We start from the raw sequence: 25,056 nt of genomic DNA, 5'->3' as shown, positions 1-25,056 counted from the left end.
TAGATACGCTACAAACGTATGCCGGTTTTCAAGACCGGTGCTTTCGACCACTCAGCCATCTCTCCGTAAGTGCGGCGAATAATACGGGCAGATGAAAAAGCTGTAAAGCCCTTTTTTAATAAAAACAATTCAATAGCACACAATACGACCAAGTCTGTCATTTATTAATCAAAAATGCCCTATATCTGTTCCTGTTTCTAAATTTCCTTATTCCTCCTGTAGCAATATGTGAGCTTTAGCTATTATTCCCTACCCCATTCTCTCATTTTGAATTACCCTATCACCAGTTAAGTTGTGCAAAATTAATTAGAGATTCTTATGAGTGATGATTTACTTAAACTAGATAAACAAGTCTGTTTCCCTTTATACAGCGCGACAAATGCCCTTGTACGAGCCTACCGCCCACTGCTAAAGCCTCTGGATCTCACTTACCCACAATATCTCGCCATGATGGTACTTTGGGAGCATGACAAAATCAGCGTAAAAGCATTGGGAGAAAAGCTATACCTTGATTCTGGTACATTAACGCCCCTGCTAAAACGCTTAGAAAGTAAAGAGCTACTTCGCCGCGAAATTGATTTAACCGATGAAAGAGCCAAAGTCATCACGCTTACCGAACAAGGCTGGCAACTAAAAGAGCAAGCCAAACACGTACCAGCAACTCTAGCGGGTAGCGTCGACATGACCAAAGAAGAATTATTAGCCCTAAAACAAGGCTGTGAAGCACTGCTCGCTTCATTAAACAAATAAAAAGGCCATGAGCCTAAATTACACAGTTGAAAGGATTATCACAGATGTCTTCATTTACTCTTGATGGCGTAGTATACCGCTCTCATTATTTTGAGTTACCGCTAAACTATCAGCACCCTGAGCAACAACACATTACGGTATTTGCTCGTGAACTTGTAGCAAGTAACTCTACAGATTCAGAGCTACCTTATCTCGTCTATTTGCAAGGTGGGCCAGGTTTTCCTTCCCCACGACCAACAGCAAATTCTGGCTGGTTAAAACGTGCCCTACAAAAATACCGCGTGATCTTACTTGATCAACGAGGCACTGGCCTTAGTTCCGCAATCACCACACAAACTATTGGCCACCTTTCAGCAAAAGAACAAGCAGATTATTTAAGCCACTTCAGAGCTGACAATATTATTCGAGATGCTGAGGCCATTCGTGAGCAGCTAGGCATTGAAAAGTGGTCAACACTAGGACAAAGCTTTGGTGGATTCTGCACCTTAACTTATTTGTCTCTATTTCCAAATAGCCTTACTCAATGCTTTGTTACTGGTGGTATTCCAGCCATTGATCGCCCAGCTGATGAGGTGTATCACGCCACCTATAAACGCACTCAAGATAAAAATGCTCAGTTTTTCGCACGCTTCCCACAAGCTCAAACGTTATGTAATCAGATTGCAGAGCGCCTACTCGCCAACGACGTAAGATTGCCAAACAACCAACTATTCACCGTAGAACAATTTCAGCAAATGGGCATTGCCTTCGGTGGCAGTGGTGGCGCGGAAGAACTGTATTTCCAGCTGGAAAGTGCTCTGGTCGATATCGATGGTAAACAAGAGATCAGCTATAACTTTTTAAGTTATGTCCTGTCGCAACAAGCGTATCTGACCAATCCTATTTATGCGATTTTGCATGAATCAATTTATTGCCAGCACAATGCCTCTAATTGGTCGGCACATCGCGTTCGTGAAAGTTACGCTGAATTCAACTTTGAAACAGGTAAAGACCTTCGCTTTACAGGTGAAATGGTCTACCCGTGGATGTTTGATCAACTAGAAACGTTAAAGCCATTAAAGCAAGCCGCTGAATTACTCGCCGCAAAAAATGATTGGCCTAATCTCTACAATGCCGAACAGCTTAGCCAAAACACCGTACCATTGGCTTGTGCTGCTTATGTGGATGACATGTACGTTGAATTTGACTTTACTCGTGAAACCCTTAAAAACATCCCTCACTCACGTGCGTGGATGACCAACGAATACGAGCATAATGGGCTTGGTGCCGACGGTGAAAAAATTCTATCAACCTTAATCACAATGGCTGATGATATTGCCGCCATCAAAGCTTAAACCACACAAGAAAAAAGCCTCTCCTGCTTGGCGGGGCTTCTGCTTTTTTATGCTTCATTCTATCTAACCCTAGCCGCTGTACTTAGTCTCCACAAATTTTTCATTGAGCATAATCGCTCAATTAAACATCATCAAATTGAATATATATTTTACAAAATACTACACATAACTAATAAAAAACCAACATAAGCTTTTTATTCCATAGATTTAATTGTTAAGCTTAATCTAGGACGGATAAATGATAAGAAGGAAAAAGGATGGAATCCTATAACAAACTAGTTAAACACTTTCATAAGATTTCTCGTTTTAACCATTTAGGCGCGATTTGTGGCTGGGATCAGGCAGCGGTAATGCCTGAAGGTGGTAACCAAGCCCGCTCTGAAGCCATGGCAGAGCTTTCTGTGCATGTTCACCAATTACAAACGCAACCACAACTTGGTGATTGGTTTGGTGAAGCCGAAAGAGAGAACCTATCAGACACAGAGCGTGCGAGCCTGCGTGAAATGAAGCGTCAATGGACGCATGCCGTTGCATTACCAGAAGAATTAGTCGAAGCACAATCATTAGCGGGCTCCAAATGTGAGCATGCATGGCGTACTCAACGTGGCAAGAATGATTGGCATGGTTTCAGTAAAAACTTTGCCGAAGTTGTGGCCCTTTCCCAAGAAGAAGCGCAGATCCGCTCCGAGCTAACGGGCCTGAGCCGCTACGACGCCATGCTAGATCTGTATGAGCCCGGGGCAACTACAGAAAACTTAGACGCATTATTCAGTAATGTGAAATCTTGGCTACCTAACCTGATCAAAGAAGTTCAAGAAAAACAAGCATCGGAAGACGTACTGCTTCCTAAAGGCCAATACAGTGCTGAAAAGCAAAAACAACTTGGCCTAGAAACCATGAAGCTCCTGGGCTTTGACTTTAACCATGGTCGCCTTGATGTGAGCGTGCATCCATTCTGCGGTGGTGTTCCTACGGATGTACGCATTACCACTCGTTATGATGAAGATGACTTTATTCAGTCTCTAATGGGAACGGTGCACGAAACAGGTCACGCTCGCTATGAGCAAGGCTTACCAAAAGAGCTAGCAGGGTTGCCTGTTGGTGAAGCGCGTTCCATGGGTATTCACGAATCACAAAGCTTGTTCTTTGAAATGCAAGTCGGCCGTAGTAACGAGTTTATCCAACTGCTAGCGCCAATGGCCGCCAAAGCCTTCGGTGAAGAAAGCAGCCCAGTATTTGAAACGGAAAACTTCACTAAGCTATACACACGCGTTCAACCAGGATTAATTCGTGTAGACGCCGATGAAGTGACTTACCCTGCTCACGTTATTCTTCGTTATGAAATCGAACGTGACTTAATGAACGGCAAAATCAGTTACCGTGACATCCCAGAGTTATGGGATCAGAAAATGCAGGCATACCTTGGTTTATCTACCAAGAGCAACTACAAAGACGGTTGTATGCAAGACATTCACTGGACAGACGGCTCGTTTGGCTACTTCCCATCTTACACACTAGGTGCCATGTACGCGGCGCAGTTCATGGCATCTGCCAGTAAAGAAATGAACGTGGCGAACCAGATTCAAAGCCGAAACTTACCACCTATTTTTAACTGGTTAGATAAGCATGTTTGGAAAAAAGCCAGCACACTGAGCACTGAAGAGTTGGTAACACAAGCCACTGGTGAAACCTTAAATGCCGATCACTTTAAGAAACACTTAACGGATCGTTACTTAAAATAATCAGGTTTACCATTATCGCCTCAGTTCCATCTCACTGGAATTGAGGCTTGCTTTTGAAGCATCTGTTTTTCTAAGCATTCAAATAGAGCCAAGTGCAAGCTGACCTCGCTTATCTTTTGGTAACAACTTCAACTCATCTGCAATGCATTTTCCCAGTACTTTATGCTTGTAGCGCGTATGGCCTGAAGTAAACTCCGACACATCTAGGTTTAGAACATTCCCATATAAATCATCACAGAGAGGAGCTAACCCAGCAGGATCATGATCGAATAGTGTCCCCACTTTATAAGCACTTTTCAGCACGTAGTCCTTTTTGCTCATGCAGTTAATCACTCGCAGATCATCATGCTTATCGAAAATGTCTTTCCATTGCTCTTCGTTAGCTGAAACCGCAGCAGCCAATAAATAAGAAACAGACACCAAATTAGGCGCTAGATTATGCAGTGTATGACGAATAACACGCCCGCCCAGCGAATGCCCCATTAAAATTGAACCATGCAGCGCTTCGTTATCTTCAATGGCAATAGCCAGTTCTAAGCCGACATGACGAGTTTCATTAAATGCTTTCTTCCAATGTCCTGAAACCTTATCAGCAACCAAACCACCAGCAATACTAGCCATACCAACAGGCGTACTTGCCCTGGTTAATAGCGCTAACTTTCCGAGATTACCGCCCTCTGTGTTAGGTGCTATTCCTTCATCAAGAATGAGTTTTTTAACATTACCCGCATTCCACTGAACGTGAATCACTTCATGATTAGGATAAAGGGCATCAACAACATCTATCCAATCTTCAACATCAGAACCACCTTCCGACATAAAACCATTGATGACCATGATAGATGGCTTAATACCTTCCCTTATCTTCTCTAATGAAATTGAGGCTGTATCCCTCGGGATAAACTCTTCTTCTTGTGCTAAACGTTTGATCTTTTTTGTTACGTCAGATAACTCTAAACCTGAAATGGATTCTTTGAGCTTGCTAAACATTGGCTAACCTAACACTCGTTGAAATAAAAAAGTGACCACAGCCATAGAAGCCACCGCGATATTAAGCAGCAATAGTTTTTTCTGATGTTTACGTTCTAGTCGTCGGTCTTCTTCTAACTCCCGACGTAGCTTTTGCTGTGACTCTTCAACCTCAGAGCGAATTAGCTCAGCTGTTTTTTCGACCCGTTCATCAATAAGATCAAAAACAGCAGCCATGCTTTTAGGATCTAACCCTTTCATTTCTTCTACCGCGTGTTTTGTGGATTCCGCCGACTTATTGAATTTTCTGAGTGACGCATCAATTTTATCTAGCATTAGAAAACCTTCTGTACTTAAAGACTTTTCCACTTTTCACGAGCTTGTGCTTCATGCTCTTGTGTAACGGCGTCACCCACCGTTTTAACCGCAGCACCCAGCGCCGCTAAGTCGTCGGTGTACCCCACTCCAACCAGCACATCAGGAATGGCATCAACAGGCATGACCAAATAAGCCAATGCACCACCAAGCACCATTTTTGCCGATGTCGGTGTATTAGAATCAGACATTGCTAACCAACTTTTAATGCCAAGAACAGCAACCTCTTCCCCCATTTTCTTTGCCCCTTTGGTCACTTTCTTCCAGAAACTTTTTTCAGACGGCGCTTTATTTACGGTAATACTCATGATCACACCTTTAAATATACAGTTTTTCATATTGTATATTTAAAATAAGTTCCCGTCACCATACCGATAAATTAAAGTGTACAAACGGATCCCTTGAGTTTGCCCTCTCACACTGGCAGACTGATTGACTTGCTTTTTATGACGTACAACTCAGCTCTAATGAACATTGATTGCCATATCGAATTACAACACCTTCTTATCGAAATAGATTATGAACGATACGCCAACATTGGTGATATTTTAGAACGTTTTTATTGCTACAAGCATAATTTAGTGACAAGTAACAACAAGCCAGACTGGAAGCAACTACAGCAATTTGCCGTTCATTCCCAAGCAGCAAAAACAAGCAAACAGGTGATTTGTGAGTCAACACTACCGGAAGAAGTGTTAACCGGAGAGCTAAAAAAACGAGCAAGAATACAAGAGTGGGATGAAGAGAGCTTAACCCTCTTTTTAGAAGAGCACCTCGCCTATATGACCATTACTAAAGAGCAAAAAAAACACCTCGCTTCCCTCGGGTTAGACAAGCGCATGCCAACTCAATTTTATAAAGATAATCCGCCTTTAATCGAGGCTCTATACCTTCGTTATGATACTGCCAACATCAAATGGTAAGTAATCAATTGGAAAATAAGCTGTTTATTGATATTCAAACCAAGCCACAAACAAAAAGCGTCAGCACAATGGCTGACGCTTTGTCATTCAATCAATGATAATTTGAGTCGCTTATAAGAAGTGGATTGTTGCATTTAGAGCAACAAAATCAATCGTTTGATCTGCAACGTCAAAATTATTGTAACCCACACCAATGGTTAGCATTGGGAATACAGAAACCTCTGCACCTACGCCGTAGTAAGGGTCGTAACCATCGTCATCCGCAACAGTATTATACTCTGCAGACCAGCTGTTCAGACCCGCTTTTGCGTAAACATGTAACGGACCAAAATCAAGGCTTGGTTTTACAGCAAAATACACTGAAGAGTAATCTGCCTTCACGCCATTTGAGTAAGTATAAGAACCTAGGTTCCAAATACCTGCTTCTAAACCAAGAAATGGTAATAAACCAGTACCTACATGAGCACCGTATACTGTAGATTCATCAGTTGCTGTTGAACTGCCTGGCGCTTCGGTTTCAGCTGAGCCAAACTGCGCACCACCGTAAATTAGTGAATCAGCATTAGCGGTTGTCGCAACACTTGCAAGCGCAAGAGCTAACAATGTCTTTTTCATTTGTTTATCCCTTTTAATCATAACTGAGGCAGCACTAGCAAAAATTAGTAGCCTGTTCTCCGACAGTCTTTTTGACTCTTTAGAGCTATTAAGCAAAAATCATACCGTTATAATGCAAAGATTATAACGGTTTTTTGGCACCGAACAATGAACAGTTAAAAAAGATTAACACTCATTAATGGCATTTTTTATCCGCTTATCTGATACCGGATACGGCGTACCTAGTTGCTGAGCAAAGAAGCTTACTCTTAACTCTTCAATCATCCATCTGATTTCTTTCACCTTTTCAGGTACAGGTTGGCCTTTTGGTATTTTATTTAATAGCTCTTTGTAGTCATTAGCGACCGATTCCACTTTCAGAAGCTGCACACGATCTCGGTTTGGATCAATCGGCAGCTTTTCCATGCGGCGTTCAATTGCCTTCATGTAACGGTGAATATCGGCAAGACGTTTCCAACCACACTCAGTCGCAAACCCTTTAAAGATTAAGCCTTCGATTTGGGCTTTAATGTCTGACAGGGCAAATGCCATGCTCAAGTCAACGCGCCCTTTGAGCTTTTTGTTAATGTTAAAGGCGGTCGTCAAAATTTCTTCAACCTGCTTAGCAACTTCAACAACCGTGTCGCCTAGTTCACCACGCACATGCTCTTTTAGCTGCTCAAATTGCTCTGGCTCCCAAACTAAGCCGCCCTTTTCTTCAATCAACTTATCGATACCACAGCCAATACAGTCATCAATCAAATCCATCACACGACCGTACTGATTAAAGTACAGGCCAAGCTTTGATTTATTCGGTAAATTGGCATGTAAGTATTTAATTGGAGAAGGCACATTTAATAGAATTAAGCGGCGCTGGCCTGATTGCATGGCCGACTGCTGCTCTTCTTCTGTTTCAAATAGCTTAATCTCAACACTGTCTTTATTATCAACTAAAGCTGGGAACGCTTTGACTTCAAAGCCACCACGCTTTTGCTGATAAAGCTCAGGTAATGCGCCAAAACTCCACGTTTTTAGCCCTTGTTGTTCAATATCATCATCAGCAACTTGAGAAAGGGTTTCTTGTACCTGCTCTTTTAAGCCATCTTTTAGCTCGTACAGATCTTTGCTCTCTTTCAGCTTACGATTTTTATGATCAACCACTCTGAATGTGACTTTTAAGTGATCTGGAATTTGATCTAATTTCCAGTCTTCTCGCAATACTTCAAAGCCCGTCATACGACGTAACTCTTTTTCTAAAGAATCAAGTAATGGCGCAGACAGAGGTTCAGCGCGTGACAAAAAGGCATCCGCATAGTTTGGTGCTGGTACAAAATTACGACGAATGGTTTTTGGTAAAGCTTTAATTAAGCTCACCACCAGCTCATGTCGTAGCCCTGGGATCTGCCAATCAAACCCGTGAGGCTCAACTTGGTTTAAAATCGGTAACGGTATATGTACAGTCACACCATCACTGTCTTGCCCCGGTTCAAACTGGTAACTCAGTTTCATTTTTAAGCCGCCCTGATGCCAGAAGTTTGGGTAATCCAAATCGGTAATGTGGCTCGCATCCCCTCTGAAGAGCATCTCTTTTTCAAAATTCAGAAGCTCTGGGGTTTCTTTGCTGGCTTTTTTCCACCATGTATCAAAATGGCGGCCCGACACAACACCAGTACCAACACGCTGATCGTAAAAATCAGCCAGCTGATCGTCATCAATCAAAATGTCACGGCGGCGAGATTTGTGCTCCAGCTCTTCAACTTCACGCAATAATTGACGGTTCTGTTTAAAGAATTTATGGCGTGTTTCCCAATCCCCTTCCACTAAGGCTGAGCGGATAAAAATCTCACGACACACCGTTTCATCAATTTTGCCGTAATTCATTTTACGCTTAGGAACAATTGGAATTCCGTACAACATGACTTTTTCAAACGCCATGACCGCTGCGGACTTCTTCTCCCAATGAGGTTCACTGTAACTGCGCTTAATCAAGTGCCCTGCCAGTGGCTCAATCCACTCTGGTTGAATACGGGCGGCAATACGCCCCCACAGTTTGGATGTTTCGACAAGCTCTGCCACCATGACCCATTTAGGCTGTTTTTTGAACAACCCAGAGCCTGGGAAGATATTAAAGCGAGCGTTACGCGCACCTTGGTATTCGTTCTTTTCTTGATCTTTCAAACCAATGTGAGAAAGCATACCCGCCAATAAGGCAGTATGAATCGACTGGTACGCGCCTTCTTGCTCATTGATTTTATAATCAAGCTCTTTCATTACTTGGCTAACTTGGAAATACACATCTTGCCATTCACGCACACGCAGATAGTTCAAGTAATCTTTTCTACACTGCTTTCTGAACTGATTACCAGATAAGGCTTTTTGTTGCTCTTTTAAGTAATCCCATAAGTTAACAAAGGCTAAGAAATCAGACTCTTTATCATGAAAACGACGATGTTTTTCATCAGACGCTTGCTGCTTATCACTTGGTCGCTCACGTGGATCTTGAATCGACAGCGCCGAAGCAATCACCATCACCTCTTTTAAACAGCCCAGTTTTGGCGCTTCTAACACCATACGAGCTAATCGAGGGTCGATCGGTAAACGGGCTAACTGGCGGCCAACATTGGTTAAGCGTTTTTTCGGATCTGACGCCTTACCATTAATGGCACCCAATTCTTCTAGCAACCTAACACCGTCTTGGATGTTGCGGTTATCCGGTGCTTCGACAAATGGGAAGGCTTGAATATCACCAAGCCCAAGTGCTGTCATTTGCAAGATTACAGAAGCAAGGTTAGTACGAAGAATTTCAGGATCGGTAAATTCTGGACGAGATAAGAAATCCTCTTCAGAATACAAACGAATACAAATACCTTCAGCAACACGACCACAACGACCTTTACGCTGGTTTGCACTGGCTTGTGAAACCGCTTCAATCGGTAGACGCTGTACTTTAGTACGGTAGCTGTAACGACTAATTCGGGCTGTACCCGGGTCAATAACGTATCGAATGCCCGGTACTGTTAGCGATGTTTCGGCTACGTTCGTCGCTAACACAATTCGGCGACCAACGTGGCTTTGGAAAACACGATTTTGCTCTGCGGCAGATAAGCGAGCATACAGCGGCACAATTTCCGTATCACGCAAGTTACGCTTTTCCAGTGCATCTGCGGTATCACGAATTTCACGTTCACCATTCATGAAGATCAGAATATCGCCAAGACCCTCATCACACAGCTCATCAACAGCATCAAAGATGGCCTGTAGCTGATCACGATCGGTATCTTCTGAGTCTTCCTCCATAATTGGACGGTAACGAGTTTCTACTGGGAACGTACGGCCAGAAACTTCGATGATAGGGGCATTGTCGAAGTGCTTAGAAAAACGCTCAGGGTCGATGGTTGCCGATGTAATGATGACTTTTAAATCAGGGCGACGCGGCAATAGTTCGCGTAAATACCCCATGATGAAATCAATATTTAAGCTTCGTTCGTGAGCTTCATCAATAATGATGGTGTCGTACTGGTTCAGATAGCGGTCATTCTGAATTTCGGCCAGTAAAATACCGTCGGTCATTAATTTAACTTGGGAGCGATCAGACACTTGGTCGTTAAAACGTACTTTATAACCAACGTAGCTGCCTAGCTCACATTGCAGTTCTTCAGCAATACGGCTGGCTACCGAACGTGCTGCTAATCGTCTTGGCTGCGTATGGCCAATCATACCAAACTGACCGCGTCCAAGCTCTAGACAGATTTTAGGTAGCTGAGTGGTTTTACCTGAACCAGTTTCACCCGCCAGAATCACCACTTGGTTATTCGCAATGGCTTCTGCGATTTCATCTTTTTTCTGGCTAACGGGAAGCGATTCAGGGTATGTGATTTTTGGTCGGTCAGTCAGGCGATTTTGTGCAACCTGCATGGACTTCGCCATATCCAGCGCGATCTCATCAAACACCGCGTGCTTTGATTGTTCTTTTTTAATTTTTGCTGCACCGTGAATACGTTTACTAAAACGAAAGCGGTCGCGAATCATACAGTCTTTCAGCGCTGCTTTTAGAGTCGGTACAGTATTTTGATTTGATTGATCCAAGGTCGTTCCTAATTGAATCTAATAAATAAAGAAAATTGGCGGGATTTTAACATAAACAAAAGCCTGAGGTGATCAGGCTTTTGTTATGTTTATATTTAATGGTTGAAATTGAAAAACAGAGAACAGAATTAAGCAGAGAGTAACGTCTCTTCTTTCTTCGATTCAGGCAAGGCTTGATCGTCATTGACTAAATTATTAAGCCAACGTTTAACCCTGATTCTCTGGGTAGTCAGCAGCACTTTTACCACCTCTTCACTCAAGATAATAAGCATAACCCAATGCAGGGGCCAACCTAAGTAAAGACCGGTATAAAATGCAAGAGGAATACCCACCGCCCACTGTGCAAACAAATCAATGAAGATGCTGTATTTAATGTCTCCTCCACTGCGTAATACACCTGCAATCCCAACCATGTTATACACTTTCAACGCTAAGCCGAAAGCCAAAACGAGTGTCACTTTTAGCGCCATGGTCACATCGGGTACATTGGCTTTCTCTAGTAAGACTCGAATATGTTCATTAAAGACAGCACAAATGATTCCAACAAGCAGCGCCAAAAACGCACTCACAAACACCAGCCACCACGATTGATACCAAGCTCGTTGATAATTTTCAGCACCAAGTTCGTGCCCTAATATCGTTGACGCAGCAACCGAAAAACCAATAAACGCTGAAATTAACACCCCTTCTATTGGCGCTAATAGGCTAATGATGGCCAGTTCAGATACACCCAATCGACCCACAATAATGTTGTAAACCAATATGCCTACCGCCCAGCCTGCATCATGCAATACCATTGGCCAAGCCACGGAACAGTACTTATCTCGCGCAGATTTCTTTTTTGCTGCAATCCAATCTTCTTGTTTTGGCAAAATATCATTGTAGCTACGTTTCGTGATCCAAAACAACATGATGGTTTGCACAACTCTCGAAATACTGGTGCCAAGAGCTGCTCCCATAACGCCCATTTCAGGCAACCCAAACAGACCAAAAATTAGCAATGCATTTAACGCCGCATTCAGTACTACAGCAAGTAAGCCAATTATCGTTGGCACTCGTGCATGACCAACAGAGCGTAAAGCGGATTCCAAAGGAATAACCAATGCCGGAGTCAAAATAGTGGCACCCGTGATGAAAAGGTACACTTCGGCATATTCGATGTAGGTCGTGTTATCCGTGACAAATGAGACAATTTCTCGTGGTAAGAATAGGTACAGCATCATAAATGGTAAGGTTAAAACTATTGCTAACACCCATGATTGTGCAAGTGTTTTTCTCACACCATCCATTCTTCCTGCACCAAAGTATTGTGATGCCAGCACACCTACTGCGCCGCTCACGCCCACAATCAAAAGTAGGTTAAAGAAGAAGATCCTATTACCTACGCCCACAGCGGCAACGGCTTCTTCACCAAGCTGCGATACCATCATAATGTCAACCAAGCCAAGAACGGCAAACATCATAGATTGCAGTGATACCGGAATGGCCAAACGCCATGTTTTTTGCCAAAAGTTACGATCAGCAGCCGTTTTCCAAGTCAGCATGATTTACCCTCCTTCATATGCCTTAGTTGACTAAGTTGTTATGTTACTCACTTATGGACTTTTTGTATTATGCTAAGCTGTCAAAAACCTTTGCAGAACTATCATTATGGAATGGCCAGAATATTACCAAATATCAGAAACCACTGAGCAAGAGGTGGTTGACCAATCACACCTACTTGATTTAGAGCAGCACGGCATTGTTCAGTGTGGGATCAGCAAGTGCCATGAAGACTTCACGATTTTTCGCCGTAATCCTGCAAAGCATATGCTGTTATTTACCTGTGAGGGCTTTGGCTGGTTAGAAACCCCAGACAAGCGTTGGCGGCTAGAACCTGACTCGGTCATATTTGTACCTGCGGGCTATGCTAATGGACTCGGTATTGAAGGGGAATATTGGAAAATCGCGTGGCTATTTTTAACTCCGCATCCACAATGGCAAGATTTGATTGGTGAGCAGATATCTCACTCTACGACTCGGTGCGCTTCTATCTTGTACAATTCTATTCAGTGCTTAGTACAGTCTTTATCTCTTCCATTTCCTATTGGGAATCAGATTGGGTCAAGCATTGTGGAACAAATCAATTTGATGATCAGTCATCGGATGCCTTCTAGTGCCCCACCAGCCCAGCAACGACTGGATAGTGTTTTTCAAACGGCACATCGACAATTGCACAAAGATTGGAAAGTTTCAGATTTAGCGACGCTTTATCCGTGCTCAGAGCCTCACTTTCATCGCTTGTGTCAAAAATACTTCGGACACAGCCCAATGGCTCACTTGACTCGTTTAAGGATGGAGCATGCCAGCCGACTAATGACAACGACCGACTGGCCCATCCAGCATATTTCAGAAGCCATTGGCTATCCTAATCCCGCCAATTTCAGTACTCGCTTTAAAAAGTGGAGCAACATGACACCAAGAGAATTTAAAAAACGATTTTCTCTTTAATATTATTATTAGTAACTTGAATTCTTCATCAATAGACGCCATCTATACTGTAATAGGGTAAATGAAGACAATCTAATGCTACATAAATTGAAAACTCTCTTACGCCAAGTTATGTCCGATGGCAGCGATAGCGATAATCACTCGGTTGAAGAGATGAACTTAGCAATGGCTGCTTTATTATGTGAAGTCGCAAACGCCGATCACAGTGTCCGGCATCAAGAGTATGACGCTAAAGTTCATTTGCTGGAAAAACTGTTAGAGCTGAATACACAGCAAGCCTCGAAGCTGGTTGAAAAAGCACAACAAAAAGCGCAAAAGTCCGTTTCGTTGTACGACTTCACCTCTCAGCTAAGAAGTTTAGATCCTGAAATTCGCTTTGAGCTTATTAAAGCCATGTGGGTTGTGGCATTTGCCGATGATCACTTAGATCCGCTAGAAGAGTCTGTCATACGTCAAGTAGCTGAACTGCTTTATGTGGATCATGCCGAATTTATTCGAGCTAAATTAGAAGTACAACCGAAATAGCCACGAACGGCATCAGACCGCTCAGCTGTATCCAATCAATAGCTGAGCGGTTTACATATCATCACTATTCACACAAACAATCCGGCTCACTCTCTGTTTCTTGTTCTAACCTTTGCTGTGGTTCATACCACTTCGCTAGCCCTTGTTGTAATCGTGTAACCGCTTGTTCTGGCGTCATCGTACCGTTAATCACACCTATGCTGGTTTCCCAGAGTTCTATCTCATATTCAGGTGTTCCACGGGAAAGAATTTGTGCCGAGCTACGAATGGTCGAATCACACTCTTCTCGCCACGCAATCATGGTTTGACCAATCTCATTATCAACCTCAAAGAAATGATTTGATAGAGAGAAAAAGCCTGGTACTTCGTTTGTAAACAGATCCGCAAACTCTGCGGTTGTCATCCAACGTAGAAATGTCATGGCCGCTTCTTTGTTTTTAGAATCTGCGTTAATACCCATGCCGAGATCGGTATGATCGCTAAAATAGCACTCATCGCTAGAGTCTGGAACAGGTGGCCTAAATACACCCATATCAATATTTTGAAATGCTAAAATATCCCACGACCCAGCCGGATAAATCGCCGCTTTTCCAGAACTGAATAGGTGAATGGCATCGTTATAACCCCGCTGCTGGTAATCTTGTCCCATATAACGCCCCCAACGGCGCAAATGCTCAAAGACTTTACGATAGTGGCTTGCGTCCATCTTTTCTTCACCATTAATGAGACCTAACCGACCATCCTCTCCTTTCCAGTAATTTGGGCCAATATTCTGATAACCCATTGTTGCGGCTTCCCACTTATCTTGAGTTCCCATGGAAATTGGAAGGTATTGACCATGGCGATGAATGCTTTCTAATAATTGAAAAAAATCACTTTCAGTTTCAGGCTCAGATAGTCCCAGTTCTTCAAAAATGGCTTTATTATAGAAAAAGCCATGGATCACCGCCGCCATAGGTAAACAAAATGTTTGTGCACCAGAATCTGTTTTCCATGGATCAACGGCAAAGCCAGGGAAGTTTTCCATTCCTTCCATTTCTGTGATCTCACCTAGGTAACCTTTTTCAAACAGAGCAAGAGAAGCATCAAATGGACGACAAGCGATCAAATCACCCGCAGTGCCATTTTCAAAACGATTCATCAATTCACGGTTGAATGTGGCAGGGTTTTCAGGTGATCGGTATTCCACCTTAATCTTGGGGTAGTGGCGATTAAACGCTGGAATAATTTTTTCATTCCATATCGCATCATCAGTCCGCCATGATTCAATCACGACCGTATTTGCGACAACAGAAGATGAATTAAAAAGCCACGCCGCACATAAAATGACGCCCCAATAACGTAATTGTCGAACCCAATTAATCACGGCAAAGGCTGTTTTTAACTTATTCATTATTCTCCCCTTACACTTTAAAACGGCTGATCAATTGCTGTTGCTGCTCTGCAAGTTGCGACAACCCCTCGCTGCTCGTGGACGACTCTTTCGCTTCTTTTTCGGACTCATAAGCCACTTGAGCAATCCCATTAATGTGTTCGGCTACATCACGGCTTACCTTAATTTGTTCTTCGGTTGCTTGTGCCACATGCACCGACATTTCACGGATTGTGTTCATTCGTTCTACAATTGCTTGCAAAGAAGCATCCGTTAGCCGTGTTTGTTCTACACAATTTTCTGTCTTAGACTGGCTTCGTGCCATCACCTCCACAACTTGTGTTGTGCTCGCTTGTAAATTTTGGATCATGCCCTGAATCTCTTCTGTAGACTGCTGAGTACGATTAGCTAGCGCCCTAACCTCATCGGCCACAACCGCAAAACCTCGGCCCTGTTCACCCGCTCTTGCCGCCTCTATCGCCGCATTTAACGCCAGCAAATTAGTTTGCTCAGCGATACTACGGATCACATCCAATATGCTGCCTATATTGTTACTGAACTCATTCAATTTATGAGTGATGCCCACCGCATCAGAAATATCCGCTTCTAACGCCTCAGTCGCTTCACGGTTCGCTTCGACAAGATCCCGTCCTTCTCTCGCCGCTTGGTTCACTGTATTGACTTCTTCTACCGTCATTTCAGTAGAGCGGGAAATCTCTTGTGCGCTCACTTCCATCTCCGAAATGGCCGCAGCCACCTGATCCGTACGTGACTTTTGATCTTCAACCCGGTTCATGGCTCTTTCACTGATATCAGACGCTTTTGAGGCTTCTCCCACCAAATGTGCTGATCCGGAATTTATTTGAGCAAGTAGCTCTGACATACTAGCAGCCAACTGATCAATTGAGCGTGACAGCGCCCCAAACTCACAACTCGATTGATAATCTGTTTTTTGCGTCATGTCACCCGATGTCATTTTCATTAAAACACCATTAATTAAAGACAGGGGCTTATGAATACTTCGAGACGTCGTATAAGCCACAATTAAAGCGACAAAACCTGAGATAATGGCCATTAAAATAATATAATTTTGCGCTGTTGATGCCGCTTGCTCTGCTGCCGCTCGACTTTCATTTGAAAATAATTGAGCACTTGATATATAAGCCTTTAATTGATCTTCTGCTTTAATCACTTCCCTTCCAGACTTTTGATTTAATTCTTTTATTTGCGAAATTAATTTACGCTGATGCTCCATAACAGAAAGTAAACCATTTTCACCAAGTGTTAACTCTTCCATTTTTGATAAGTTTCTTTTAAACCTATCTTTAACATCTTGAGAGACATCTATTTTTTTTAATCGTAAAAATGCGATCTCAATATCTTTTTTTAATACCTTAGCAAGGGCAGGAATATCTGTTTTGGAATTAGATCGACGAATATTCTTTAAATCTCGTGAAACACCACTTGTTATTAATTCCGCACGATTGTGTAACGACCTTTTAACTGATGATTTTTTTAATAATAAATCAGCTGCCCACTGAAGAGTATCTTCTAGTCTAATAAACTGGTGATTCAATTCTTCAAGGCGAGCATTATTTTCAATAAACTTTCGATGTAGACTAAGTCTTTGCTGAGAAAGCTGGAAAAAGCCATCAGTAGCTCTGAGTGCAAGTGTCAGACTTGAACTAGACTGATCGGTTTGGGTTTGAGAAAGGGCTTTCTGCTTGGCGACATCAAACAGTCGGATACTTTCTTGAAAGGCACTTTCCCTAGATGACAAGTTATTAAGCTCTTGTTCCTTAATATACTGAGATAAATCAAGTTCACTCTTTAATAACCTCGATAGCAACTCATTCGCAGAGATCACCATTGGTGTTGCTATATTTGTAACATCTTCTAAACGATTATTTAATTTATTTGCACTCATTAAACTTATTGCCCCTAATAAAATAATGAGTAGAAACATTAATATAAAGCCAGCAATGGTTCTTTGTACTATCGATAAAGACATATACGCATACTCTCTATTTGCTATCACCTAAGCCACTTCTGTCAAAATTATTATTATCAAAAACTGGAAAATAATAAAAAAATGGGCTAAAGACCTCGATCTATATGTGGCTTTACCATTATAAACATAGCCCATGAGAAAAATTTTTGTTCAAGTGAATACCCTTTTACTCATTTAAATATTTGTAAATAGGAAAGCGTTTGATTGTATTTGGTATAAACTCAAAAATGACTTTCTTATTTGAAGCACATATTTCACCCACATTAATAATAAAAATAGATTCGTGACAAAATATGTTTAAGAGGGGAAAAACCACCAAATAACCTTGGGCATCTCAAATGAATTAATTAACTTAAAAATGAGGTCTATTATGAAGGTTTACTTTAAACAACCATCTCTTAGTGATGATACTACCTACACTTACACTAACGGCGGCATCATATGGCTATGTGGCCATGAATTGAAATATCGGAAGGTGTCTAAACAGCGGTTTAGAGACAAAGTAGAAAGCGGGGTTTGGGTAATTGTGCGCTAATCGCACACAACACCGATTATGAGTTCACGGGAGCCTCTGCTGATGGTGGAGTGCTCTCAACCAGATCATCAATCACAAAACCAGCTTCGGCTTCTAAATTTTGAGGAGGGAAATAGCCATCACGTACGTAGAATTTATTGAGTAACTTAATGACAGAGTGCTTTTTGATTTCTTTATCTTTCATCAGCATTACAAGCTTTCTGGCTACATTTTGAATACTGAGTAGATTTTCAAGCGGTAACTCTTGCTCAAGCTCATTTCTAAGTTCATTAGCAATAGAGAGACCATTAGAAACCGCTAAGTAAGCCCATATATAAGCAATGGCATTGTTAGATGCTGAAATGCCTTTGTTTACAACAGCAGCAGCATACTGAGCTTCTGCAACCTTAAGCTCTGCAACACGTTCACACCAATAAATAGCTTTAGAAGAAGATGGAGCCACCCCCATCCCTTTTCGATAGCACTTACCAAGAGCTAGCATCGATTTAGGATCATCTTGCTGAGCCGCTTTTAATGTCCAATAAAACGCTTTTGTCTGAAATTCTTTATCTTGGTGAGAGCGATACCAATTAGAAAGGTATATTTGAGCATCCATATAACCAGCTTCAGCCACGCCAGTAATCGTCTCAATGCCCAAATCTGTGTTTATTTCACAACCACGAGCTTCAATGTACATTCTACCTAATCGATAAATTGACTCTTGATCACCCTGTTTTGAGCGAATCCTTGCATGCCAGTAAAGGGATTTGTCTTTCGCATTAGGATCATCAAAGTTTTCATCGTATAAGCGGACCAAAGCGTGAAAAGCAATGTCACTGCCTTGCTCAGCAGCGGCTTTATACCATTCAATTGCACCATCAGGATTAATAAACTCCAAATCTGAAGCGAGTGAAAGCTGGGCCTGTAGATGCCCCTCCTCCGCCTTTTTGCGCTTTTCTTCTCGTTCATTCTCACGAGATTCTTGTATGATCTGCTTATGTTTTCTTTGGCTATCAAGCCTGCGCTGTCTAGAAGCTTGTTTATTCTGTTGCATTCCGGAGTACTTCACCATAACAAAAATGAGTACAGGGGCTGCGATAATACTTCCTAACAATAAAAAATTCATAAAAACAGATGAAGAGTTCATTCCTATGTTGACGGACGCACTATAGTAACGAGTTATCGGTAAAACTCAATCACAATACGTGTTTTATAAAAGTTTTCTTACATAAAACATAATAAAGGTAACATTTTGATATTAAAGAATTTTAATATCAAACATATTCCACACATAAATGTGAGCCTGATTTAATATCTAAGATAGATATCAATTTTTCCAAAAATGAATTATCGTCACCAACCGTACGACATACATTTTTTTCATATTATTTGCCCAGTATGTGAAATTTGCCCTTTGAACAACAGAATTATCAAGATATTATCTACAGTTCATAACGCAGGAAGGGTTAGTTATTTTGATCGGTTTTACTATTCAGCACATTACTTCTACCTATAACGACGTGATTATTGCACAAGCTGCAGGTCGTTCCGGGCAGTCAGTGATCATAAAATACCCTAACCATGGTATTTTACAAAATAACCTACTTTCTCAATGGGAGTATGAGTGCAGCATCACAAAAAACATTCACTCACCTTATGTTCTGAAATGCCTTAAACTTCAAAAGAATGATGCCTGCCCGATCCTGATACATGAACAGTTTGATTCGATCTCTTTAGCAGAACTCATTAGCGCTAATGAACTTCATCTCGCGACAAAGCTTGAGATCATTTGCCTCCTCGCTGAAGCCATTAACGATATTCATGCAGCCAAGCTTCTGCACAGAAATCTATCGCCAAAGAATATTTTAATCTCAACCGATAATAAGAATCTTAAACTGTGCGATTTATCTTTAGCCTCCCAGTTGGGTAAAGAACTACCGAACCCTGAGAATTTAAAGCTATGGGATTCATTAACTTACATTTCACCAGAGTTAACTGGGCGAACCAATCTTAATGTCGATTACCGAAGTGACTTTTACTCACTAGGCACCATTTTTTATGAGCTATTAACAGGCGTAGCGCCCTTTTCGACCGACGATCCCATTACTATGCTGCATTCACACATTGCACGCTTACCAGTAATGATTGACACCATCAACCCAACACTCCCCTCTGTGCTGGCTAAATTGGTAAACAAGCTACTTGCGAAGTCCCCTGACGAGCGTTATCAAAGCAGTTTTGGGCTTATTCATGACTGTAAAAAGTGCCTTGAAGAATGGAAAGAGAAGGGCCACATTGATGATTTCGAGTTGGGGCTCCATGACACCCCAGCTATCTTCTGTATTCCCCAGAAGCTGTACGGTCGTACTAACGAACTGAATCAACTGATTCAATGCTTTTCCAATACAGCTAAAGGCAAACCAGAACTGGTTCTTATCAGTGGCTTTTCTGGAGTAGGTAAAACATCCCTTGTTGTTGAGCTGCAAAGCCAAATCATGGCCGAAAATGCAATTTTTGTCAGTGGGAAGTGTGATCAATACAATCGCAATCAACCTTATACTGCCCTCATCAAAGCATTTAGACCTTACATACAACAGATTTGTCACGGTTCGATCGAAAAGAAGCAACAATGGAGCCAACGTTTTGCCCATGCTCTTGGTGATAATGCCGCCGTACTTGTTGATTTATTCCCTGAGCTTGTTGATATTTTAGAATACATTCCAGCTCTACCATTTTTGCCCCCTGCCGAGTCAGAAGCACGGTTCCAACTTGCTTTTACCGAGTTTGTAAAATGCTTATCGTCAAATGGGCATCCGGTTGTTGTATTTCTAGACGATCTTCAATGGGCCGACTTACCAACACTTAAGTTAATTGAACATCAAATTAGCATGGGTGGTGATTCAGCACTACTGATCCTCGGCGCATATCGCGACAATGAAGTAGACAAAGCACACCCTTTACACAACTGCATAATCAACCTTGAAAATAAGCAAGGTAGCCTACTCGATATCAATCTGGCTCCCTTAGAGCTGCACCACACTCAAAGTATTATTGCTGACACCTTAAAAAAGAGCACAGTCAATGTGCATGATATTGCAAAGCTTTGCCACCACAAAACCCAGGGTAACCCTTTTTTCCTAAATCAGTTTATTACTACCCTTAACGAGCAAGGCGATATTTTCTACGATCACACGTGTGGACAATGGCAATGGAATATAAAAAGCATTCTCCAGCAAGACTTAACGGATAATGTCGTCGTTCTTATGCTCAGCAAGCTCAAGCGGCTTGATAAAAACGCTCAGCAACTGATGTCTTTAGCAGCTCATCTTGGCAATGAATTTGATCTTAATAAACTGGCATTAGTGAACGAAACAGACATTCAAGAAACCGCTTCTCTACTGTGGCCAGCATTGCAATCGGGATTATTGCTGCCACTGGATGAAGACTATAAGTACCACCAGTGTCCAGAGCAGCTAGAGCGCTCTCGCTATAAGTTCCTGCATGATCGCGTTCAACAAGCCTCGTACAACTTGATCAATGCTGAAGAGCTTAAGCCGCTACAACTAACTATAGGTCGCTTATTATTACAAAGCAGCACTCCCGAGACATTAAATGAATCTTTATTCACAATCTTAGAGCCCTTAAACCTTGCTAGAGAACTCGTATCTGATTTTGATGAAATTGACCGCTTAAGAGCCTTGAACCTTCAAGGGGGAATTAAAGCAAAATCTTCTTCTGCGTACTCCCTTTCAGTACAGCTGCTACGAATTGCAAAAGAGCTATTGTTTAAAGGTAAGCAAGAGTGTTCAGAAAACGAAGCACTCCATATTTACAAAGAATTATCAGAAGCGGAATATTTAGCGGGCAACTTTGAGCAAGCAGAAAAACTCTATGAAGAAGGCGATGTCTTTTTTACTCAACGCTCTGAAAAAGTGAGCCTTAAGTTAATCCAAGCTTCACAGTATCAGCTTCAAGGCCGCTTTACTGAAGTGATTCCTGTTCTAACCTCTGGCCTTGCTCTGTTTGATACCAACATGCCAACTTCTAATGAGATTGCTAAAGAACAGCTCCCTTCTCTATTCAAAGAAACAGAGTCGCTTCTACTGCAATATTCCCATAAAGAGCTGTTATCACTACCAGCGATGACATCCAGCGATCATTTTTTAAAGATGCAGTTACATATTGCACTGGTTGCAGCTTACTACTTTACAGGGCAGAACTATTGCAGCGGCATTAACTCATGCCGAATGATGCAGCTCACCCTAGCTCACGGTAAAAGTGACTTTACCTCATTGAGTTATATTACTTATATGGTTGTCATGGCTCTTATGGGGGAAGAGTATCCTCGTTGTTTCAAAATGGGTAAGTTAGCCGTCCAACTTTCTGATATTCATGAAAATAAATACATTCGCTCTGCTGTGTATCAGTACTTTTCATCGGCATATCAACACTGGTGTGAACCACTTTCAAACACATTCCATTACCTAAAAACTTCTTGGAACTGGGGTAAAGAAGGAATAAACCTTGTGTATGCTGGTTACGCTGCGGTGTCTTATTGCATGAATAAGATCATGGCAGGGGTTCAATTATCCGACCTTGAAGTTGAGATCAAGCAAGCTTTGGCATTTCTAGATACAACACACCAAAAAGCAGTCTCTGGGTATGTGTATATTACCGCCCTACAACCAGCATTAGCATTGCAAGGCCAGACGGATCACCCCCTTACCTTCGACAGCGGTGAGTTTAATATTAAAGAGTACGGCCTAGATGATCTGGAAACACCGACCATGGAACTCGCCTTATACTCATGCTCTATGCTCCGTCACTCTTACATCCTAGAAAATTGGACATTGCACCATAAACTCAGCAAAAACATGCCATTGATCTCTGCGTTCATGCCTGACACACCAACTTACGTAGAAAGCTTGTTTTACAGCACAATGGGTAAGTTAAAGTATCTCAATAAAGATACAGCTGACTACAAAGAGATTCTAAAAGAAGCGAACCAAACCTGTGGCTTATTGCAAAAATGGGCTCAACATAATGAGGTTAATTTCCAACATAAAGTACTATTGCTCTCTGCTGAAATAGCTCGAATTGAAGGCTATAAAGAGCAAGCCATGACCTTTTATGATCAAGCCATTGATGCTTCAAAAACTGCAAAAGTGATTCAGTGTGAAGCTTTAGCAAATGAACTGTATGCGCATTTTTGGGTACAACAAAGACAACCCAAAATCGCTCAACAGTTTATGTCGACAGCCTACTCTCTGTATAAGCAATGGGGCGCTATCGCGAAATGCCAGCTTATTGAACAATCTTGGCCTTTTTATGTCTTCTCATTTAATCAGGCCAACCGTATACCAAGTAAAAAAACGCCACCGAATGCCCCAAAAGAGCTGTTTCACAATAACGAGCAAATTGATTTGCATTTCCTGCTTAAAGCAAACCAGCTATTAGCAAAAGAAATACACATCCACTCTCTGTTAGAGAAAATGTTGGCTCTTTTGCTCAAAAATGCGGGTGCAGAACAAGGACAGATCATTCTTGCTGACGAAGACAACATCCTGAATGTTGAAATTGCCGGAAAAACCAATAATGGAGATATAAACTGCCACCTTGTAAACCGAAAGCTCACTGACTGGTGTTCAGGAGAATATCCACTTTTACCAGAATCTCTTATCAGATATGTACAACAAAGTCAGGCAACCTTAGTGATTAATAACCCTGTGGAAGATCCTCGTTTTAGTCACAATATTTACCTGCAACAGCATCAACCTAAATCAGTGCTGTGTCTTCCTATTGTGGGCCAAGGCAAGCTCATTGCACTTGTATACCTTGAAAACAACCTAACCATCGATGCTTTTACACCAAGCCAACAGCAAGTTCTGGAAATGCTTTCGTCTCAAGCTGCCGTTTCTTTGGTTAATGCTCGTCTGTATGACAACTTAGAAGTTAAAGTAAGAAAGCGAACTGAAGCCCTGCGTCAACTTGCCATGAAAGATGGCCTAACGGGTGTATTTAACCGCCGCATGTTTGATGATTCATTACATAAAATGCTCGATAACCCTCTAAAACAGCCGCTATCACTCTTGATGATCGATATCGATCACTTCAAGCAATACAATGATTATTATGGTCACCTTAAAGGCGATAATTGCATTAAACGAGTCGCAGCTACACTAGAGCAACAAGCAACTCAAAGCGGAGGAGTTGTATGCCGCTACGGTGGAGAAGAATTCGCAATTTTATTACCGCAAACGCCTTTAAGCAAAGCGATTGCCTTAGCGGAACAATGCCTCACAGCAGTTAAAGACCTTGAGCTTGAGCATGTAACATCTTCCACAAGCAACAATGTCACAATCAGTGTTGGAATCAGTAACGTAGAGACAACCCATCAAAATGATAAAGCAACAGGAAAAACATTAATTTGCCAGGCAGATGAGGCCCTGTACCGAGCGAAAAAAGGTGGTCGTAACCAACTATTTTTACATCAGGCTTATGCCTAAGTGAGAATTTTTGCTTTCTAGCCACTAAAAACTACACTCATAGTGTATGCATCTTAATGCGCTTCGAGGAATGAGCCTGCTCATTGAATAAACACTATGATAACAATGATCTGTTTTATCATTTTTTTATATGGATTCACTTGGTATCGTTTTGCCACTAGAAAAGTTAGATATGCAGTGAACCGTACAGCTAAGCTGTCAAATGTGCCCAAAAAGTCCATCGCTTGTTGGGTGATCAAACGTAAAGCAACAATGAGCCTAATCGAGTACGAAAATTTTATCGATAAACTCAGTGAAGCAAACCGTAATGAATTGAAAGATCTACTCTTAGATCTTTCTCATTATGCTACGTCTTCCCATTTATCACCCTCTCAGTTCCAATATAAACACTTTCACCCAAATCGGAAAAGCCCTTATATTTAAAGTTTTCTATAGTCGACCTATAAAAGAAAATAGCTTCGTAACACAATGAACTTAACAAATTCATATACTCTCATACGCTGGCTATCAATTTGGTGAACAACAATATTTTTAACTGGTCTTTTATGAGAAATAGTAGCCCTTACGACAGAGTTATCATGCCTTATGTTATTGGTTTAAAAAGTTTATATCAGAGCCAACTTAGACAGCACCTCTCCGCTCAGAGTATGGAGAAAGAGAATTAAGATTAAAACGAAACCGATTAGTAGGCCAGAAGTATTGCGCAAGGCAAATAGGATGTATTTCAGACGTAAAAAAGCCCAGCATTTCTGCTAGGCTTTTTTGTAGATGGTGCCCCGGGCCGGACTTGAACCGGCACAGCGCGAACGCCGAGGGATTTTAAATCCCTTGTGTCTACCAATTCCACCACCAGGGCACGCAATTC

17 protein-coding genes and 1 tRNA gene are annotated in these 25,056 nt (G+C 41.9%); 8 read left to right on the top strand and 10 right to left on the bottom strand.

Annotated elements, in window-relative coordinates:
• Positions 1-318 precede the first annotated feature (318 nt).
• From MHO82_RS24400 to MHO82_RS24390, 3 genes are all read left to right on the top strand, one after another.
• Complete coding sequence (locus tag MHO82_RS24400; RefSeq protein WP_239188962.1) at positions 319-750, top strand: MarR family transcriptional regulator; 432 nt, start codon at positions 319-321, stop codon at positions 748-750.
• A gap of 44 nt (positions 751-794) precedes the next feature.
• Positions 795-2,084: an alpha/beta fold hydrolase gene (locus tag MHO82_RS24395; RefSeq protein WP_239188960.1), complete on the top strand. Its 1,290-nt coding sequence runs from the start codon at positions 795-797 to the stop codon at positions 2,082-2,084.
• A gap of 257 nt (positions 2,085-2,341) precedes the next feature.
• On the top strand, positions 2,342-3,826 hold the full coding sequence (locus tag MHO82_RS24390) for a carboxypeptidase M32 (RefSeq protein WP_239188958.1): 1,485 nt from the start codon (positions 2,342-2,344) through the stop codon (positions 3,824-3,826).
• A 78-nt stretch (positions 3,827-3,904) separates the two neighbouring features.
• Here the strand turns inward: MHO82_RS24390 and MHO82_RS24385 are convergent, their stop codons facing one another.
• From MHO82_RS24385 to MHO82_RS24375, 3 genes are read right to left on the bottom strand one after another with little or no spacing between them, the layout of a single operon-like run.
• Positions 3,905-4,816: a DUF726 domain-containing protein gene (locus tag MHO82_RS24385; RefSeq protein ID WP_239188956.1), complete on the bottom strand. Its 912-nt coding sequence runs from the start codon at positions 4,814-4,816 to the stop codon at positions 3,905-3,907.
• Between the two features lie 3 nt (positions 4,817-4,819).
• Entirely contained in the window at positions 4,820-5,131 is a 312-nt protein-coding gene (locus MHO82_RS24380) for a hypothetical protein (RefSeq protein ID WP_239188955.1), read from the bottom strand.
• Positions 5,132-5,148: 17 nt separating this feature from the next.
• Positions 5,149-5,478: a YkvA family protein gene (locus MHO82_RS24375; RefSeq protein WP_239188954.1), complete on the bottom strand. Its 330-nt coding sequence runs from the start codon at positions 5,476-5,478 to the stop codon at positions 5,149-5,151.
• A gap of 138 nt (positions 5,479-5,616) precedes the next feature.
• Here MHO82_RS24375 and MHO82_RS24370 point away from each other — a divergent pair, with 138 nt between their 5' ends.
• Positions 5,617-6,093 (top strand): hypothetical protein, encoded by a 477-nt coding sequence (locus MHO82_RS24370; protein ID WP_239188953.1) that lies wholly within the window; start codon positions 5,617-5,619, stop codon positions 6,091-6,093.
• Positions 6,094-6,204: 111 nt separating this feature from the next.
• On the opposite strand, the gene MHO82_RS24365 is transcribed toward MHO82_RS24370, so the two are convergent.
• The 3 genes from MHO82_RS24365 to MHO82_RS24355 form a co-directional block, all read right to left on the bottom strand.
• On the bottom strand, positions 6,205-6,708 hold the full coding sequence (locus tag MHO82_RS24365) for an outer membrane beta-barrel protein (protein ID WP_239188951.1): 504 nt from the start codon (positions 6,706-6,708) through the stop codon (positions 6,205-6,207).
• Between the two features lie 165 nt (positions 6,709-6,873).
• Positions 6,874-10,773: an ATP-dependent RNA helicase HrpA gene (gene hrpA / locus MHO82_RS24360; RefSeq protein ID WP_275440788.1), complete on the bottom strand. Its 3,900-nt coding sequence runs from the start codon at positions 10,771-10,773 to the stop codon at positions 6,874-6,876.
• A 128-nt stretch (positions 10,774-10,901) separates the two neighbouring features.
• Positions 10,902-12,317, bottom strand: coding sequence for an MATE family efflux transporter (locus MHO82_RS24355; protein WP_239188949.1), 1,416 nt, complete (start codon positions 12,315-12,317; stop codon positions 10,902-10,904).
• A gap of 106 nt (positions 12,318-12,423) precedes the next feature.
• Between MHO82_RS24355 and MHO82_RS24350 the strand changes: the two genes are divergently transcribed.
• Together MHO82_RS24350 and MHO82_RS24345 are read left to right on the top strand one after the other, a co-directional pair.
• Complete coding sequence (locus MHO82_RS24350) at positions 12,424-13,263, top strand: AraC family transcriptional regulator (RefSeq protein ID WP_239188947.1); 840 nt, start codon at positions 12,424-12,426, stop codon at positions 13,261-13,263.
• A 75-nt stretch (positions 13,264-13,338) separates the two neighbouring features.
• Positions 13,339-13,788, top strand: a complete 450-nt coding sequence (locus tag MHO82_RS24345) for a TerB family tellurite resistance protein (protein ID WP_239188945.1) — start codon at positions 13,339-13,341, stop codon at positions 13,786-13,788.
• Between the two features lie 64 nt (positions 13,789-13,852).
• Here the strand turns inward: MHO82_RS24345 and MHO82_RS24340 are convergent, their stop codons facing one another.
• The 3 genes from MHO82_RS24340 to MHO82_RS24330 all read right to left on the bottom strand — a co-directional run bounded on the left by MHO82_RS24340 (position 13,853) and on the right by MHO82_RS24330 (position 18,739).
• Positions 13,853-15,181, bottom strand: coding sequence for an ABC transporter substrate-binding protein (locus tag MHO82_RS24340; RefSeq protein WP_239188942.1), 1,329 nt, complete (start codon positions 15,179-15,181; stop codon positions 13,853-13,855).
• Between the two features lie 10 nt (positions 15,182-15,191).
• Positions 15,192-17,171, bottom strand: coding sequence for a methyl-accepting chemotaxis protein (locus MHO82_RS24335; RefSeq protein WP_239188940.1), 1,980 nt, complete (start codon positions 17,169-17,171; stop codon positions 15,192-15,194).
• A gap of 551 nt (positions 17,172-17,722) precedes the next feature.
• Positions 17,723-18,739 (bottom strand): tetratricopeptide repeat protein, encoded by a 1,017-nt coding sequence (locus MHO82_RS24330; RefSeq protein ID WP_239188937.1) that lies wholly within the window; start codon positions 18,737-18,739, stop codon positions 17,723-17,725.
• A gap of 421 nt (positions 18,740-19,160) precedes the next feature.
• Between MHO82_RS24330 and MHO82_RS24325 the strand changes: the two genes are divergently transcribed.
• Complete coding sequence (locus MHO82_RS24325; RefSeq protein WP_239188934.1) at positions 19,161-24,191, top strand: diguanylate cyclase; 5,031 nt, start codon at positions 19,161-19,163, stop codon at positions 24,189-24,191.
• 177 nt (positions 24,192-24,368) lie between these two features.
• Positions 24,369-24,614: a hypothetical protein gene (locus MHO82_RS24320; protein ID WP_239188931.1), complete on the top strand. Its 246-nt coding sequence runs from the start codon at positions 24,369-24,371 to the stop codon at positions 24,612-24,614.
• A 346-nt stretch (positions 24,615-24,960) separates the two neighbouring features.
• On the opposite strand, the gene MHO82_RS24315 is transcribed toward MHO82_RS24320, so the two are convergent.
• Positions 24,961-25,047 (bottom strand) — tRNA-Leu (locus MHO82_RS24315).
• Positions 25,048-25,056 lie beyond the last annotated feature (9 nt).

The sequence above is a fragment of the Vibrio sp. Of7-15 genome, from assembly GCF_022347565.1.
Lineage (GTDB): Bacteria > Pseudomonadota > Gammaproteobacteria > Enterobacterales > Vibrionaceae > NORP241.
The sequence above is the reverse complement of the archived record's forward strand: the minus strand, read 5'-3'. Positions and strand labels throughout refer to the sequence as shown.

What these genes read in the sequence shown, in the direction of transcription:
- MHO82_RS24385 (WP_239188956.1), bottom strand. Translation starts at nt 4,816, where the DNA reads ATGTTTAGCAAGCTCAAAGAATCCATTTCAGGTTTAGAGTTATCTGAC.
- MHO82_RS24370 (WP_239188953.1), top strand. Translation starts at nt 5,617, where the DNA reads ATGACGTACAACTCAGCTCTAATGAACATTGATTGCCATATCGAATTA.
- MHO82_RS24345 (WP_239188945.1), top strand. Translation starts at nt 13,339, where the DNA reads ATGCTACATAAATTGAAAACTCTCTTACGCCAAGTTATGTCCGATGGC.
- MHO82_RS24375 (WP_239188954.1), bottom strand. Translation starts at nt 5,478, where the DNA reads ATGAGTATTACCGTAAATAAAGCGCCGTCTGAAAAAAGTTTCTGGAAG.
- MHO82_RS24340 (WP_239188942.1), bottom strand. Translation starts at nt 15,181, where the DNA reads ATGAATAAGTTAAAAACAGCCTTTGCCGTGATTAATTGGGTTCGACAA.
- MHO82_RS24330 (WP_239188937.1), bottom strand. Translation starts at nt 18,739, where the DNA reads ATGCAACAGAATAAACAAGCTTCTAGACAGCGCAGGCTTGATAGCCAA.
- MHO82_RS24400 (WP_239188962.1), top strand. Translation starts at nt 319, where the DNA reads ATGAGTGATGATTTACTTAAACTAGATAAACAAGTCTGTTTCCCTTTA.
- MHO82_RS24365 (WP_239188951.1), bottom strand. Translation starts at nt 6,708, where the DNA reads ATGAAAAAGACATTGTTAGCTCTTGCGCTTGCAAGTGTTGCGACAACC.
- MHO82_RS24390 (WP_239188958.1), top strand. Translation starts at nt 2,342, where the DNA reads ATGGAATCCTATAACAAACTAGTTAAACACTTTCATAAGATTTCTCGT.
- MHO82_RS24355 (WP_239188949.1), bottom strand. Translation starts at nt 12,317, where the DNA reads ATGCTGACTTGGAAAACGGCTGCTGATCGTAACTTTTGGCAAAAAACA.
- MHO82_RS24350 (WP_239188947.1), top strand. Translation starts at nt 12,424, where the DNA reads ATGGAATGGCCAGAATATTACCAAATATCAGAAACCACTGAGCAAGAG.
- MHO82_RS24395 (WP_239188960.1), top strand. Translation starts at nt 795, where the DNA reads ATGTCTTCATTTACTCTTGATGGCGTAGTATACCGCTCTCATTATTTT.
- MHO82_RS24335 (WP_239188940.1), bottom strand. Translation starts at nt 17,171, where the DNA reads ATGTCTTTATCGATAGTACAAAGAACCATTGCTGGCTTTATATTAATG.
- MHO82_RS24380 (WP_239188955.1), bottom strand. Translation starts at nt 5,131, where the DNA reads ATGCTAGATAAAATTGATGCGTCACTCAGAAAATTCAATAAGTCGGCG.